Source organism: Methylophaga nitratireducenticrescens, from assembly GCF_000260985.4.
Classification (GTDB): Bacteria; Pseudomonadota; Gammaproteobacteria; order Nitrosococcales; family Methylophagaceae; genus Methylophaga; species Methylophaga nitratireducenticrescens.
This window is the reverse complement of record NC_017857.3, coordinates 565,464-581,165: the sequence shown is the minus strand read 5'-3', so window position 1 is coordinate 581,165 and position 15,702 is coordinate 565,464. Positions and strand designations below refer to the sequence as shown.

Sequence of the window (15,702 nt, the reverse complement as noted above, 5' to 3'; positions counted from 1 at the left end):
CTCCTGATGAGCTTGCTCAATTCAGTGTTTTATAAAATAAAGAATACTTGCATTGGCATATCAAAAATAAATGCCAGCAATCCCATATAAGCCTGCATCAAAGGCCATAAAATCATCATCACGATGCCAAAATAGAGTAACGCCAGCAAGATAAAAAAGCCGTACGGTTCAACTTTTTCCACTCGCCAGGCCAGATGAGGCGGCAAGATGCTGACTAATACCCTTCCCCCATCTAATGGAGGCAAAGGTAACAGGTTTAGCAACATCAACATGCCATTCACTAAGACACCTGCCACACCCATGTAAATCATCGGTCCGGAAATCAGTACATCATTCACGGCCAATACCAAGCCCAGCTTGGCGACCATAGCCCATAAAAATCCCATTACCAGGTTTGCGCCGGGTCCAGCCAAAGCCACCCAGGCCATATCTTTTTTTGGATTGCGCAGATTCTGGAAAGTCACCGGCACCGGTTTAGCCCAGCCAAACATAAATCCGGTAAACATAAGCAGCAATCCCGGGACCAGAATAGTGCCAAGCGGATCAATATGCTTAATTGGATTGAGTGTCAGACGCCCCATCATCTGGGCCGTTTTATCACCCAGTTTTAACGCAGCCCAACCATGAGCGACTTCATGTACGGTAATCGCAAATAGAACCGGTAATGTCCAGATAATGATCTTCTGGATCAGACTAAACTCGTCACCCATGAATTTTATCTACACCGCCCATATAGGCACGAAGTGGCTCGGGGATAATGACGCTACCATCGGCCTGTTGATGATTTTCCAAAATAGCCAATAAGGTCCGACCTACAGCCAGCCCTGATCCGTTGAGCGTATGAACCAATTCGGGTTTACCTGTTTCGGGATTACGCCAGCGTGCTTGCATACGCCGTGCCTGAAAATCACCAAAGTTACTACAGGATGATATTTCACGATAAGTATTCTGGCTGGGTAACCAGACTTCCAGGTCGTAGGTTTTCGTTGAGGCAAACCCCATATCGCCAGTACAAAGTAGCATTTTACGGTAGGGTAAACCCAGCATTTGCAGGATTTTTTCAGCTTGTCCGGTCAATTGCTCATGTGCTTCAGCCGATGCTTCCGGGGCAACAATCTGTACCAGTTCGACTTTTTCGAATTGATGCTGACGAATCAACCCCCGCACATCACGACCATGCGAACCGGCTTCGCTACGAAAACATGGCGTATGCGCGACAAACTTCAATGGCAACTGAGCGGCATCAACAATACTGTCCCGCACGATATTGGTTACTGGGACTTCGGCGGTTGGGATCAGATAAAGATGACCATCATCAACGGCAAACAAATCTTCAGCAAACTTAGGCAATTGTCCGGTACCGCGTAATGAATCAGCATTGACCAGATAAGGCACGTAGGTTTCAGTATAGCCATGCTCGGTAATATGGGTATCCAGCATCAACTGGGTTAATGCACGTTGCAGTCGGGCCAGTTGGCCGGTTAACGTTACAAATCGTGCACCCGTAATTTTGGCTGCTGTTTCAAAATCCATCTGCTGCAGACCGGCGCCCAAATCGACATGATCTTTCGGTTCAAAATCAAATTGACGCGGCGTACCCCAACGAGAGACTTCTACATTGTCGCCTTCATCATTACCGGCTGGCACATCGTCCTGCGGAATATTAGGTATCGCCATTGCCAGATCATTAAGCTGTTCCAGAACTTTAGCTAATCTGGCCTCGGCAGCTTTATGCTGATCGCCTAAATCTTCAATTTCGGCCAGTAATGGCGCAATATCTTCACCGGAAGCTTTTGCCTTACCAATCATTTTGGAACGAGCATTGCGCTCGGTTTGCAATGTCTGCGCATCAAGCTGTGCCTGGCGACGTTCGGTTTCCAGCGTTTCCAGCAAATCAACATCAAGCTGAAAGCCACGACGAGCCAAAGCCGCTGCTACTGATTGCGGTTCAGTTCGTAATAATTTGAGGTCTAACATGTTAAATTCCGCTTTGCACTGGCCAGCTGACAATATGATCAGCTTCAACCATTGTTTTTATTGTGGTGATGATATCGTTTATTTGTTCCGGTTTATCAAAAAGTTCGATAACCATTGGCAGATCCGAAGCAAGATCCAACAACGAAGCTTTGTGAACCAAGCCATCTGACCCCAGGCCCGCAATCCCGCGAAATACGGTAAAGCGAATTTTATTCTGCTCAAGCCATTTAATAACCTGCCGCACTTCATGCCGGCCATCAGATAAATATATTCTTACCAATGTCAGACTCATAGCTGTCTTCCAAGACTAATACCCAACCAGGTGGCCGCCAGACATAATACAACGCTTAAAAACACATTTAATCCCGCTTTGATAAAGGCTCCATTTTCCATCAACGTAAAGGTTTCCAGTGAAAATGTTGAAAAGGTAGTAAATGCCCCGAGCAATCCAACCAGCAAACCAGCTCGCCATTCCGCCGCGACGGCAAGTTTTTCAATCAGCAGGATAAACAGCACCCCGATAAGCAAAGAACCCAGGACATTCACGGCTAACGTACCATAGGGAAAGTCACGACCAAATAGTTTATAAACACCGTTAGACATGGCAAAACGCAATATTGCGCCAACTGCGCCACCTACAGCGATAGCAAAAAGTTGCAACACGGGATATGCCCTGTAATTAGCAAGTGTGTTATTTTACCTGAATCACGGCAAAGACTGGCAGCGAATGTCAGAAGACACGTTTATCCAGCTTTAACTAATTTCACAAAATCCTGCAATATTGCTCACCCGTCACAAATTACCGTTAATTTAACTTAGGGGTAAGTTCACCACTACGATAACGATCTACCATGCTTTGTAATGAAATAGGTTTGATTTTACTGGCATGTCCAGCACTGCCAAATGCTTCATAACGTGCCTGACAGATCGTCTGCATCGCTTTGGTCGCTTCTTTATAAAATTTACGCGGGTCGAACACCGCTGCATTTTTTTCATCGGTCAAAAACTGGCGGATAGAACCGGTCGAAGCCAACCGTAAATCAGTATCAATATTTACCTTACGCACACCGAATTTTATGCCTTCAACAATTTCTTCCACTGGCACACCATAGGTTTGACCGATATTTCCGCCATGGGCATTGATGATTTCCAACCAGTCCTGTGGCACTGAACTGGAGCCATGCATCACAAAATGGGTGTTGGGCAAACGTTGTTGCAAGGTTTTCAAATGACTGATTGCCAGCACTTCTCCGGTGGGTGGCTGGGTAAATTTATAAGCACCATGACTGGTACCAATGGCAACAGCCAACGCATCTACCTGGGTCTGCCTGACAAACTCAACGGCTTCATCGGGATCGGTTAACAAATGACCATGGTCTAATTTACCTTCAGCACCATGGCCATCCTCATCCCCCATCTTGCCGGTTTCCAGCGATCCAAGACAGCCAAGCTCACCTTCGACTGAAACACCACAGGCATGAGCCATTTCACTGACTTTGCTGGTCACGTTTACGTTGTAGTCAAAGTCTGAAGGTGTTTTCATATCTTCCAGCAGAGAGCCATCCATCATCACCGAGCTGAAGCCGGATTGAATAGAACGCGCACAAATAGCCGGATTAGCACCATGATCCTGATGCATTACCAAAGGAATATGTGGATAGGCTTCAATCGCGGCCAGAATCAAATGCCGTAGAAAGGGCTCCCCAGCGTAGTCACGTGCCCCGGCACTGCCTTGCATAATTACCGGGCTGTCAACAGCATCAGCCGCCCGCATAATGGCATGTATCTGTTCCATATTATTGACATTGAATGCGGGGATGGCGAACTGATGTTCTGCTGCATAATCCAATAATTGTCGCATTGAAACTAATGCCATATGATCATCTCCAATTGAGCCTGTTTATTCACAACTATTACCTTGGGAAAGAGGTTCAACCAGCTCGCCCACTTTCACAATCTTTATCATATTGGTGCTGCCCTGCACCTCGAGATCACCTTTGGTAATAATAACAACATCCCCCTCTTTGACTACTCCGCGACGCTGCAATTCATCAATCGCTTCTTTATTCAATGAGGCATGATCAGTATGGTCTACAACAAAACTCACGGGATACACCCCACGATACAAAGTCACTCTCCGCCGAGTCGCAACATGGGGGTTAACGCAAAAATGGGAATTCCGGAGCTGATACGTGACATCCACAAGGGTGATGAACCTGATTCAGTCATCGCTGCAATTGCTTTGACATCAAGATGATTAGCGGTATACATCGCCGCCATTGCAATGGCTTCATCAATTCGTTCAAATTTTGAATCCACTCGATGACGAGAAACACGTATTTCACGCTGTTGCTCCGCCTGAAGACAAATACGGTCCATTGCTTCAATGACTTTAACCGGATAATGCCCGACTGCGGTTTCTCCTGAAAGCATCACCGCATCAGAGCCGTCCAATACAGCATTCGCTACATCAAATACCTCGGCACGGGTTGGGAGAGGACTTTCAATCATTGATTCCATCATTTGCGTTGCAGTGATAGTTAATCGATTCATGCGTCTGGCTTTGGCAATTAGCTGTTTTTGAATTGGCGGTAATGCGGCATCTCCCATTTCCACGCCTAAATCACCTCGGGCAATCATTATGCCTTCCGATGCTTCAATAATCGCATCAATATCATCCAGCGCTTCAGCACGTTCAATTTTGGCAATAATACCGCCATAGCCACCGGCTTCACGCAACAGGCGACGGGCCAGATGAATGTCTTCAGCACTTCGTGGGAAAGAAACGGCGAGGTAATCAGCCTGTATTTCAGCAGCGGTTTTTATATCGGCCATATCTTTGATTGTCAGCGCAGATGCCGATAATCCGCCGCCCTGCCGGTTAATACCTTTATTGTCGGTAAGCATTCCGCCCACGGAGATCCGGCAGTGAATCTGTTGATCGATAACCGATTCAACCCACAAAACAATGCGGCCATCATCCAATAACAGCGTGTCACCACGTTTTACATCATGGGGAAGTGATTTGTAGTCAACGCCTACCTGAGTGTCATCACCTTCATCATCGGCCAGGGCCGCATCCAAGATAAAAGCCTCATTTTCAACAAGTTCCACACCACCGTTTTTGAACCGAGAGATGCGAATTTTCGGTCCCTGCAAATCAACTAATACGCCAACCTCACGTCCAAAGTCGCTGGCACGGTTACGCACCCTGTCAGCCATATCAATATGCGACTGTGATGACCCATGCGAGAAATTAAGCCGCACAACATCCATGCCTGCCGATATCATCGCGTCAAGAACGGCATGATCTTTTGTCGCAGGCCCCAGGGTTGCAACAATTTTCGTTCTTCGACGGGCAGCCATAATTAGTTACTCATTAATTTACTCGAGGGCACGTTGCTCAAGAATTTCCACTGCAGGTAACTTCTTACCTTCAAGGAATTCCAGAAAAGCACCACCACCGGTAGAAATATAAGAAACATCATCACAAATTTTGTATTTAGACACTGCTGCCAGCGTATCTCCGCCACCAGCAATCGAGAAAGCATCTGATTCCGCTATTGCCATCGCTATTTCTTTGGTGCCTTCACCAAACTGGCTGAATTCAAAAACACCTAGCGGACCATTCCATACAACCGTACCAGCTTGTTTAATAATTTCAACCAGCTCCGCCGCGGATTTTGGACCGATATCAAAAATCATATCGTCATCCGTTACTTTATCTACCGCTTTTAATTCCGCTTCCGCATTTTCAGCAAAATGTTTACCGCAGACCACGTCTTTGGGCACTGGTATATTGCCACCACGACTGACCGCTTCTGCTGAAAGTTTTTTACATGTGTCGATTAAATCCGGCTCATAGAGCGATTTACCCACGTTATGTCCCGCTGCTGCAATAAACGTATTGGCAATACCACCGCCCACGATCAATTGGTCCACTTTCTTCGACAGGGTTTCCAGCACGGTAAGTTTGGTAGAAACTTTTGAGCCACCTACGATAGCAACCATTGGTCTGGCAGGATTATCCAGTGCTTTAGATAATGCTTCCAGTTCCGCAGATAATAAAGGCCCGGCACAGACAGTCGTGGCATATTTGGCAATACCGTGCGTTGAAGCCTGAGCACGATGCGCGGTGCCAAAGGCATCCATAACAAACACATCACACATCTTGGCCATACGTTTTGCCAGATCATCATTATTGGCTTTTTCACCAATGTTAAAGCGTACGTTTTCACACAAAACAACTTCGCCCACTTCGACTGGAATAAAATCGGGTTCCAGCCAGTTCTGTTCCAGACGTACCGGTTTTTCCAAGAGGGCCGAGAGATAATTGGCAACCGGTGCTAATGAATATTTATGTTCATATTCTCCCTCAGTCGGACGTCCGAGATGAGACATAATCATAACTTTGGCACCTTTCTCCAATGCCAGATTTATGGTCGCTAAAGAAGCGTGGATACGAGTGCCATCTGCAACAACACCTGATTTGAGTGGAACATTCAAATCTTGTCGGATCAACACACGTTTTCCAGCCAAGTCCAAATCGGCCATTTTTATTACTGACATAAGGTATTGCCCTCTTGTGTAAATTTTGTGAACCCGTTCTGATTATAGCCTTCAAAATACATAAAAAAAGGCCTCCTTCACAGGAAGCCTTGAATTAATGGTTAAATGGCTAAAATGAATTAACGAGCAACATGCTCAACCAGACGCATCATATTGCAGGTATAACCATATTCATTGTCATACCAGGCGACTACTTTTACAAAGGTGCCATCAAGTGCAATACCTGCACCTGCATCAAAATTTGAAGGTGCAGTATGCCCACGGAAATCTGTGGAGACCACATTTTCTTCGGTGTAACCCAACACACCTTTCAATTCACCTTCGGCAGCAGTTTTCATTGCTGCGCAAATTGATTCATAACTGGCATCGTTGTTTAATTCAACGGTTAAGTCGACGACGGAAACATCGGAAGTAGGCACGCGAAAAGCCATCCCGGTCAATTTACCATTTAATTCCGGCAGCACTTTGCCTACTGCTTTTGCCGCGCCGGTAGAAGAAGGAATGATATTCTCCAGAATACCGCGACCTCCACGCCAGTCTTTCATTGACGGGCCATCAACGGTTTTTTGTGTTGCCGTGGCTGCATGCACTGTTGTCATCAAACCACGTTTAATACCAAAACTGTCATGCAGGACCTTGGCAACCGGTGCCAAAGCGTTAGTGGTGCAGGAGGCTGCTGAAACAATTGCCTGACCGGCATAACTGTCATGGTTCACACCATAAACAAACATTGGCGTGTGATCTTTGGAAGGTGCAGATTGCACAACTTTTTTGGCACCGGCATCAATATGCGCCTGACAGGACTCTTCGGTCAGAAAAAAGCCGGTGCATTCAATAATTAAATCAGCGCCAACCTCATCCCATTTCAAATCAGCAGGGTTGCGCTCAGCAGTAACACGAATGGTTTTACCATTAACCACCAGATGACCGTCCCTAACCTCAACATCACCGTCGAAACGGCCATGTACAGAATCATATTTGAGCATATACGCCAGATAATCGGGATCAAGTAAATCGTTGATTGCCACTACTTCGATCTCAGGGAAATCTTTTGCTGCAGCACGAAATGCCATACGGCCGATACGGCCAAAACCATTAATACCCACCTTGATAGTCATTCTATTTCCTCTGAAGCGGTTTGATATTGTATCTCAGAGCTGAAATCTTAATAAAAACTGCAGTTATGAGACCTTGAAACTGTTTATCTTTCATGGCTCCCAGCAGTGGTGCGATGAGAGATAAACAGTCTCTTACGTTATTTAGAAAAATGACCAGTAGATTTGCATCTACTGGTCATCTCCTTTTAGCTCGCTAAAAACAGCTCTTTAATTACAGAACTGATTTAACAGTTTTAACAACGTTTTCGACAGTAAAGCCGAAGTGTTTCATCAAAACACCACCTGGTGCAGATTCACCGAAGGTATCGATACCGACAGTGCCGCCTTCCAGACCAACGTATTTACGCCAGAAGTCAGTTACACCGGCTTCAACAGAAACACGTTTAACGCCAGGAGTCAGGATGCTGTCTTTATAAGCCTGATCCTGACGATCAAAGACGTTCGTTGAAGGCATAGAAACAACACGTGCATTGATACCATCTTCAGCCAATGCTTCCTGTGCTTTTGCTGCCAGATCCACTTCTGAACCGGTTGCAATCAGGATAACATCCGCTTTGCCACCTTTGGCTTCAGACAGGATATAAGCACCTTTACGCATTCCTTCAAAGTCAGCAGCATCATGCTTGCGACCCGGAATACCTTGGCGACTTAATACCAGGCTGGTTGGGCCATCTTGACGTTCAATAGCAGCAACCCAAGCCACAGCAACTTCGACTGAATCTGCAGGACGCCATACATCCATATTAGGAATGTAACGCAGGCCAGCGGTGTTTTCGATTGGTTGGTGAGTTGGACCATCTTCCCCCTGACCGATTGAGTCATGCGTCAGAACCGCGATAGTACGCAGCTTCATCAACGCTGACATACGCAAAGCTGATTTCGCATAGTCAGAGAACATATGGAACGTACCACCGTAAGGCAGTAAACCGCCATGCAGCGCCATACCGTTCATGATTGCAAACATGCCGAACTCACGTACACCGTAAGAGATGTAGTTACCAGGCTCTTTACCTGAAACGTGCTTGAAGCTTGAACAGCTGGTCAGGTTAGACCCGGTCAAGTCAGCAGAACCACCCAGATATTCAGGCAGCGTTGGAGCCAGAGCAGCAATCACATTTTGTGACGCTTTACGTGACGCAACGCTCTCTGCTTTTTCATTGGTTTCTGCAAACAGTTTTTCGGTGACTTCTTTCCAGTTAGCCGGTAAATCACCTGCCATACGGCGTTTGAACTCTGCCGCTAATTCTGGATATTCTTTTTCATAAGCAGCAAATTTTTCGTTCCATGCTGCTTCTGCAGCATCGCCTTTATCTTTTGCATTCCAACCGGCATAAACATCTTCAGGAATAACAAATGGCTCGTATTCCCAACCCAGTTGCTTACGGGTCAATTCAACTTCTTCTTCACCCAATGCTGCACCATGGCAATCATGGCTTGCACATTTGTTTGGTGAACCGTAACCAATGATGGTTTTACAGCAGATCAATGATGGTTTATCAGTGACTTTCTTCGCTTCTGCAATGGCTTTGTTGATTGCATCAGCATCATGACCATCGACAGATTGAACATGCCAGCCGTAAGCTTCAAAACGCTTAACAGTGTCATCGGTGTACCAGCCATCGATGTGACCGTCGATAGAGATATTGTTGTCATCCCAGAATGCGACCAGGTTGCCCAGGCCCCACGTGCCAGCTAAAGCACATGCTTCATGAGAAACACCTTCCATTAAACAGCCATCGCCCATAAAGACATAGGTGTGGTGGTTAACGATGTCATGACCTGGTTTGTTGAACTGATCAGCCATTAATTTTTCAGCCATTGCAAAACCAACACCGTTGGTAATACCTTGGCCTAATGGACCAGTCGTTGTTTCTATGCCTGGTGCATAACCGTATTCAGGGTGACCCGCACATTGTGAATGCAGTTGACGGAATGTGCTGAGGGATTCCATCGGTAAATCATAGCCACTCAAATGCAGCAATGAGTAAATCAGCATAGAACCGTGGCCGTTAGACAAAATGAAACGGTCACGATCAGCCCATTTCGGGTTGTTCGGATTGTGTTTCATGTGGTCGTTCCACAGTACTTCAGCGATATCCGCCATCCCCATTGGTGCACCCGGATGGCCGGAATTCGCTTTTTGCACTGCATCCATGCTCAACGCACGGATTGCATTTGCTAAATGTCTACGTGTAGCCATTATCTACGTTCTCCTATTAAAAAAAATTAAGCTGCCCGCCATTTGATGGAGCAGCCCATACTGGGTATCTGTTGTTCTGGACCATGACCGGTTTGTGCGACTTGTTTCATTGCTTCAAATAAATCACGGCGTACGTCCGCTGGAGCGGCTTCTTTGCGGCTGGCATCAAGGCGACCACGGTATTGCAACTTCAAATCTTTGTTGTAACCAAAAAAATCAGGAGTACACACCGCGCCATAGGCTTGAGCAACCTCTTGGCTTTCGTCATACAGATAAGGGAAAGAAAACCCGTTTTGTTCGGCAACCGTTTTCATGTTGTCAAAAGAGTCTTCTGGGTAATCAGCGACATCATTGGCAGATATTGCCACAGAATTGATGCCCAGCTGTTTGAGTTCGTTGGTATCACGGATCAGTCTATCCATTATGGCTTTGACATAAGGACAATGATTACAGATGAACATGATTAATAAGCCATTCTCACCACGACAGTCTTCCAGTGTCCAGATTTTGTTATCTGTGCCCGGCAGGGCAAAGTCTATAGCCGCTTGGCCAAAGTCACAGACGGGTGTCTCTAAAGCCATTAAGATCTCACTTTAGTTCCTGTTTTTAGGCAATTTCGGTGATCTTTAACCACACGAAACCAATTTGGAGTTCAGCATATTACCAGACAATTTAGATAATGCGAAATAAGCCACTTCGCCAGAATATGTTCGCTAGGTTTTTGTATATTGAGACAAAACCGATATATTCGCAGCACTTGTTTTAGTCAGTACAGCTTATTCAGCAACTTCATTCACCAACATTGCTCTGCGCTCAGCATTATCAGGGTGAGAATCAAGATAACTTTGCCAACCCGTTCCCTCAGTTGCTTGCCTAATAAGCCAGCCTTTCTGTTGAGCCTGTTGTAAACCTCCAGGAGTTTCACACAGGGATGATTGCAAGTTATCTTCAGCGTGTAAGGAAAAATAGGCACGACATCTGATATTGAGTTCAATACGATCCAATAGATCAGCCAAATGAAAGCCTGCTATCTGATTGGAGTGCATATATCGCAAAGCAAAGCGATCCGCTTCGCGCTCAAAATCTCTTGAATAGGCATTCTGCATCATCACAATAGGCATCCCCATAAAGAGTTCAGCAATCCCTGATGTGTCACCGACAAAAGCCATTGCCATCACCACCAGCAATGAACTCTGCATCACCGACTGGGTTCCGTGCCGATGAGCCACATGGCCAATCTCGTGCAGCAATACCGCCATCAACTCTTCTGGCCGCTCTGCCAGTTTCACCAGCTCATCCGTGAATACTATTGTGCCATCCGGCAAAGCAAACGCATTTGCACCAAAATTACCACCATGTCGAAACTGGATATTTATCGGTGTATCGGGTTGCTCAGTAAACGACTGAAACTTCGCTAAAAGCATGTCTTGTTGCTGTTGAGGAAGTTCTGAGGGGGACAAAACCGTCTCATCCAACAAACGAAGTGTATGATTTGCCGCCTTATCAGAAATAGTTGAGGGTAACCAAAAAGCCATTTTCTTTGCTGCAGCTGGCACACCATACTGCATCATGGCGTAGCCAAACCCGACAAACAGTATCAGCGCAAGGAAAACCAGTTGCCAGCGACTTTCAAGCAGATGAATAAATCGGGAAAAGCCATGACCTTTGGCAATAAGCAGTTGATCGATGGCCTCATTATCCAGACTTTCAAATTTCTGGCCCTGCTGAAAATACAATTGGCGGCTGGTGTTACCCAAACGTGAGGAAATTTTCAGGTCATTCAGTGAACAGCAAGCCAACTGAGTGCCATCCGACCTGTCTACAACTTCAATATCCTGCTCGGAAATATGTCGTAAAAAGGCAGCGCGCTGTCTGGAAACACCTTCTTCATACCAGAGGCCATCGATCCGCACACGTTGCCAAAGCGGTTGCATTATTAAAAACCGACATCCATATCAAACACATCGCTGACACCTTCGCCCAACGGTCCCACACGCTGGCTGACGGCACTGGAAAACTGATTCAAATCGCCCTCCACCAGCATCTTAGTATGTACTGCCTTATACGCCGCCACTCGAACTTTTGCCCATGGAATAAACAAGCCTAAGGTGAGCACAATCGCCACAGTATTACTCAAAACCAACCACATATAAGACGGTGTGGTGTAGTTGGCAGAAAAAGCATGAGAAGAAAGTGTGGCATGGTTAAACCGTAAATTCGTCGTCTTTACGGTGAAAAATACAAACAACGTGAGATACATCATCACAGTTAACACCATCGTCAGAATTCCCACGGCTTCGCGGTTTAAAAGCGTTGCCAGCAGAAACACACCTAAGAACGTCATGAAAACGATGCCAACCATCGCCAAAGCAATTTTATAGTAGGCGCTGGCTTGAGGTTCGAACTCAAATGCCGTATCACCGTAGCGCATATTTCTCACCAGAAAACACTGCTGTTTATAAATGGCATAGGGCATCAGCAGAGAAAACGTCACTAAACCGAGAATCGGCCAGAGAATATAAACCTTGAAGGCTTCATTATATTGGCCATCAAACCCAAACCGCACATTGCGATACTCACTATAAAAAGCATTGAATGCCAGTGATTTTACGACCAGCCAGGGAAATAACACGATAAACAGTAGACCAAATATCGCGCCTGTAGCCGGAAAAAGTGAAGTGGCAACGATATAGACCACAAAAAAAGCAAAAGCTATCAGTCGCCCTTTGAGAATCTGTAATGGAACGGCTTGATAGTTAAAGCTTGCTCCATCAAGCTGGGTGTTTGCATAGAAGTACTGTTTATTACGGACTTTGGCCCAGGCTGAATATATGCCCAAAGTCATAATCGTAAGCACGATATTAACTATCCAAATCCGGAAATATTCAGCACCTTGACCACTGAAAAAAAATGCCCTTTGTCGAGGCTGTATTTCAGCAGCTATCTCAACATTCTGCGTTGGGGGCAAACCATCGCTTTTTGAAGCCTGATCCATAGCCGGCATTCGCGGTTCTTTTCTAACATGCCTTATCAAGTAGGATTCGGCACCGGCACTCTGCAACTTTTCCTGTTGTCGCTGAGCTTGCTCGTAATCCACCCCGTTCAACACAATCGCATTTTTCTGCTGAAACAGTTCGCTCACAGCATTTTCTGTTACGGCAAGCAATCTCGCTAGATTTTGTACCACTTCCTCAATATTGAATCCATCCAATAATTGTCCACTAAGCATCACGTCATAACGTAGTTCTGACACGTTAGACCTCCTTGTCTGTTTTAATGAGTTTTGCCGAAGTATAGAAGCAAGCAGAATTGTCAGCAACTTTTCGCTTTAAATAGTCAGAAATAATCATTGCAGAAGTAACTATTGAAAGACTTTGCTAATATAAGCGGCACCTTGACGATATTCCAGCCAAACTAAAGTCATTATGGTTTGCCTGACACATTTCGATTGCCATTCTTTCTACTCTCACTCCTCAGGTTATGGTAAGTAAAAAAATCCCACTCCATCCCAGCAGCGGCGTAATTCTCGCTCTAAAAAAAACCGTAAAGCCTTCATTTCTAAAGGCACACTGTTCAAGCTGCTGTTTATTATTCTGCTTTTGCTAGGTGGGGCAACACTGTATCTGGATCAGCAAATCCGCAGTCAGTTTGAGGGCAAACGCTGGGCTCTACCCGCTAAAGTCTTTGCCAGACCACTTGAGTTATATGTTGGCGCACCAGTGTCACTCAATGATTTAAAAATTGAACTAAAAGCGTTGGGCTATCAATTTGTTGATAAGGTCAGCGCACCAGGACAAGTCACTTTTTCTGCTTCACGGGCAACGCTTTCTACTCGCGGTTTTCACTTCCCAGACGAACATGAACCAGCCAGACAACTTATTTTAAAGTTCAGTGGTGACAGCTTAAGTCAGATCCGTTCGGCGGATCAGCAGTCACTCACATTAATCCGTCTTGAACCCGCCCTAATCGGCGGTATTTATCCACTTAATAATGAAGATAGAGATTTAATTCAGCTGGAAGAAGCGCCGCAGGCGTTTATTGATGCATTAATCGCGATTGAAGATCGGGATTTTTATGATCATTTTGGTATTTCACCTAAAGGCATTGCTCGTGCAACCTTAGCCAATATTCGTGCAGGGGCATTTGTGCAGGGAGGCAGCACCTTAACCCAGCAATTAATTAAAAACTTTTATCTGACAGCCGATCGTACTTTGCTACGCAAAATGCTGGAATTGCCAATGGCGATGCTCCTCGAATTTCATTACAGCAAAGACGAAATTCTCGAAGCCTATTTGAATGAGGTCTACCTGGGCCAATCCGGCAATCGTGCCATTCATGGCTTTGGTCTGGGTGCGGCACATTATTTTTCCCAGCCAATACAGGAACTCAAATTACATCAATTGGCGTTATTGGCCGGTCTGGTAAAAGGTCCATCCTATTATGATCCACGGCGTAATCCTGAGCGTGCCAAAACGCGACGGAATCTGGTGCTGAGTGTTTTGCATCAGCAAGGTTCTATAACCGATGAAGAATACATGCTGGCCTCAACGGCTGAACTGGATGTCGTTCCATCAGGCAGTTCGATGAAAGAGGCTTATCCGGCCTATATTGATTTAGTAAAACGGCAATTACGTCGAGAATATAAAGATGAAGATCTTGGCTCAGAAGGACTAAAGATTTTCACCAGTCTGGATCCTATCAGTCAGCATAAAGCAGAAGCTTCTCTGGTCAGCACCATTGAAGATTTAGGCAGAACCTATGGTGAAAGTCTGGCTAAACTTCAGGGCAGCATGGTGGTTACGGATCCACAAACAGGTGAAGTACTGGCGTTGATTGGCGATCGCAATACCCGCTATCAGGGTTTCAACCGTGCCTTAGATGCCAGTCGGCCGATTGGTTCGCTGGTAAAACCTGCTGTTTATCTTACCGCTTTGGAACAGGGGTATACCTTGATAAGTGAACTGGACGATTCACCTTTCAGCCTGACCTTACCCAACCAGCAAACCTGGTCCCCCAAAAATTATGATGGCCAAACCCATGGCATAGTCCCTATGCATGAAGCTTTGACGCATTCCTATAATCTGTCGACCGCGCAACTGGGGATGGAGCTGGGAGTAGAAAAAGTGATCGACACCCTGAAACGTCTCGGGGTTGATCGGCCTATGGATGCCTATCCGTCATTATTATTAGGTGCGCAGAGTTTATCGACACTGGAAGTTGCCAGTATGTATCAGACGATTGCCGCAACCGGGTTTCAGATTCCACCACGCACCATTCGTACTGTCACCGACAGTGCAGGTGAACCACTTTCCAGCTATCCATTTCAATTGCAGCAAAGTATTGATGAGAAACCCATGTTTTTGCTGCAATACAATTTGCAGCAGGTTACCCGCAGTGGTACCGGCCGTAGCATCTATCAACAGTTGCCGATTAATATCAATACTGCCGGCAAAACCGGAACATCGGATCAACAGCGTGACAGTTGGTTTGCCGGGTTTACCGGCAATCGTCTCGCTGTAGTCTGGCTGGGGTTGGATGATAATAGTCCGATGCCAATCACCGGCTCGAGTGGGGCCTTACGTGCCTGGACGCGGTATATTGCACAGGAACCATTACAATCCTACGAGCCGGCGATGCCTGAAGGTATTGAAATGCTCTGGATTGATCCGTTAAGCGGAAAACTTGCCGATGGTTTATGCGAGAATGCCACACAAATACCGTTTATCAGTGGCACACAACCGACAGAAACAGCTGCCTGTTCCACACCAGAAGAAACTTTTATCGAAAATCCCATCAAACGTTCAATCGATTGGGTCAAAGATATTTTCAGATAGGTCC

12 protein-coding genes and 1 pseudogene are annotated in these 15,702 nt (G+C 46.0%); 1 reads left to right on the top strand and 12 read right to left on the bottom strand.

The annotated features are described in order from the left end of the window. Positions 1–29: 29 nt before the first annotated feature. From Q7A_RS02675 to Q7A_RS02620, 12 genes and pseudogenes are all read right to left on the bottom strand, one after another. On the bottom strand, positions 30–710 hold the full coding sequence (locus Q7A_RS02675; RefSeq protein ID WP_014705791.1) for a site-2 protease family protein: 681 nt from the start codon (positions 708–710) through the stop codon (positions 30–32). Then, a complete protein-coding gene (gene serS / locus Q7A_RS02670; RefSeq protein WP_014705790.1) occupies positions 703–1,977 on the bottom strand; it encodes a serine--tRNA ligase in 1,275 nt (424 codons plus the stop codon). The genes Q7A_RS02675 and serS overlap by 8 nt, the downstream gene beginning before the upstream one ends. 1 nt (position 1,978) lies before the next feature. Further along, the gene (locus tag Q7A_RS02665; RefSeq protein ID WP_014705789.1) at positions 1,979–2,269 is read right to left on the bottom strand and encodes a DUF190 domain-containing protein; all 291 of its coding nucleotides are present in this window, start codon (positions 2,267–2,269) and stop codon (positions 1,979–1,981) included. After that, positions 2,266–2,640 carry a fluoride efflux transporter CrcB gene (gene crcB, locus Q7A_RS02660; RefSeq protein ID WP_014705788.1) on the bottom strand — a complete coding sequence of 125 codons (375 nt, stop codon included), beginning with the start codon at positions 2,638–2,640 and terminating at the stop codon, positions 2,266–2,268. The genes Q7A_RS02665 and crcB overlap by 4 nt, the downstream gene beginning before the upstream one ends. Before the next feature lie 142 nt (positions 2,641–2,782). Next, on the bottom strand, positions 2,783–3,853 hold the full coding sequence (gene fba, locus Q7A_RS02655; RefSeq protein WP_014705787.1) for a class II fructose-bisphosphate aldolase: 1,071 nt from the start codon (positions 3,851–3,853) through the stop codon (positions 2,783–2,785). A 24-nt stretch (positions 3,854–3,877) separates the two neighbouring features. Further along, a pseudogene (gene pyk / locus Q7A_RS02650) lies at positions 3,878–5,343 on the bottom strand (pyruvate kinase). Between the two features lie 18 nt (positions 5,344–5,361). Beyond that, complete coding sequence (locus Q7A_RS02645) at positions 5,362–6,546, bottom strand: phosphoglycerate kinase (protein ID WP_014705785.1); 1,185 nt, start codon at positions 6,544–6,546, stop codon at positions 5,362–5,364. Positions 6,547–6,665: 119 nt separating this feature from the next. Continuing rightward, positions 6,666–7,664, bottom strand: coding sequence for a type I glyceraldehyde-3-phosphate dehydrogenase (gene gap / locus Q7A_RS02640; protein WP_014705784.1), 999 nt, complete (start codon positions 7,662–7,664; stop codon positions 6,666–6,668). Between the two features lie 211 nt (positions 7,665–7,875). Further along, positions 7,876–9,864 (bottom strand): transketolase, encoded by a 1,989-nt coding sequence (gene tkt, locus Q7A_RS02635; RefSeq protein ID WP_014705783.1) that lies wholly within the window; start codon positions 9,862–9,864, stop codon positions 7,876–7,878. A gap of 26 nt (positions 9,865–9,890) precedes the next feature. Further along, positions 9,891–10,445, bottom strand: a complete 555-nt coding sequence (locus Q7A_RS02630; RefSeq protein WP_014705782.1) for a thioredoxin family protein — start codon at positions 10,443–10,445, stop codon at positions 9,891–9,893. A 195-nt stretch (positions 10,446–10,640) separates the two neighbouring features. Then, positions 10,641–11,798, bottom strand: a complete 1,158-nt coding sequence (locus Q7A_RS02625) for a M48 family metallopeptidase (protein ID WP_014705781.1) — start codon at positions 11,796–11,798, stop codon at positions 10,641–10,643. A 2-nt stretch (positions 11,799–11,800) separates the two neighbouring features. Further along, a complete protein-coding gene (locus tag Q7A_RS02620) occupies positions 11,801–13,117 on the bottom strand; it encodes a YjgN family protein (RefSeq protein ID WP_014705780.1) in 1,317 nt (438 codons plus the stop codon). A gap of 301 nt (positions 13,118–13,418) precedes the next feature. On the opposite strand from Q7A_RS02620, the gene mrcB reads away from it, so the two are divergent. Beyond that, positions 13,419–15,698: a penicillin-binding protein 1B gene (gene mrcB, locus Q7A_RS02615; RefSeq protein ID WP_151903892.1), complete on the top strand. Its 2,280-nt coding sequence runs from the start codon at positions 13,419–13,421 to the stop codon at positions 15,696–15,698. Positions 15,699–15,702 lie beyond the last annotated feature (4 nt).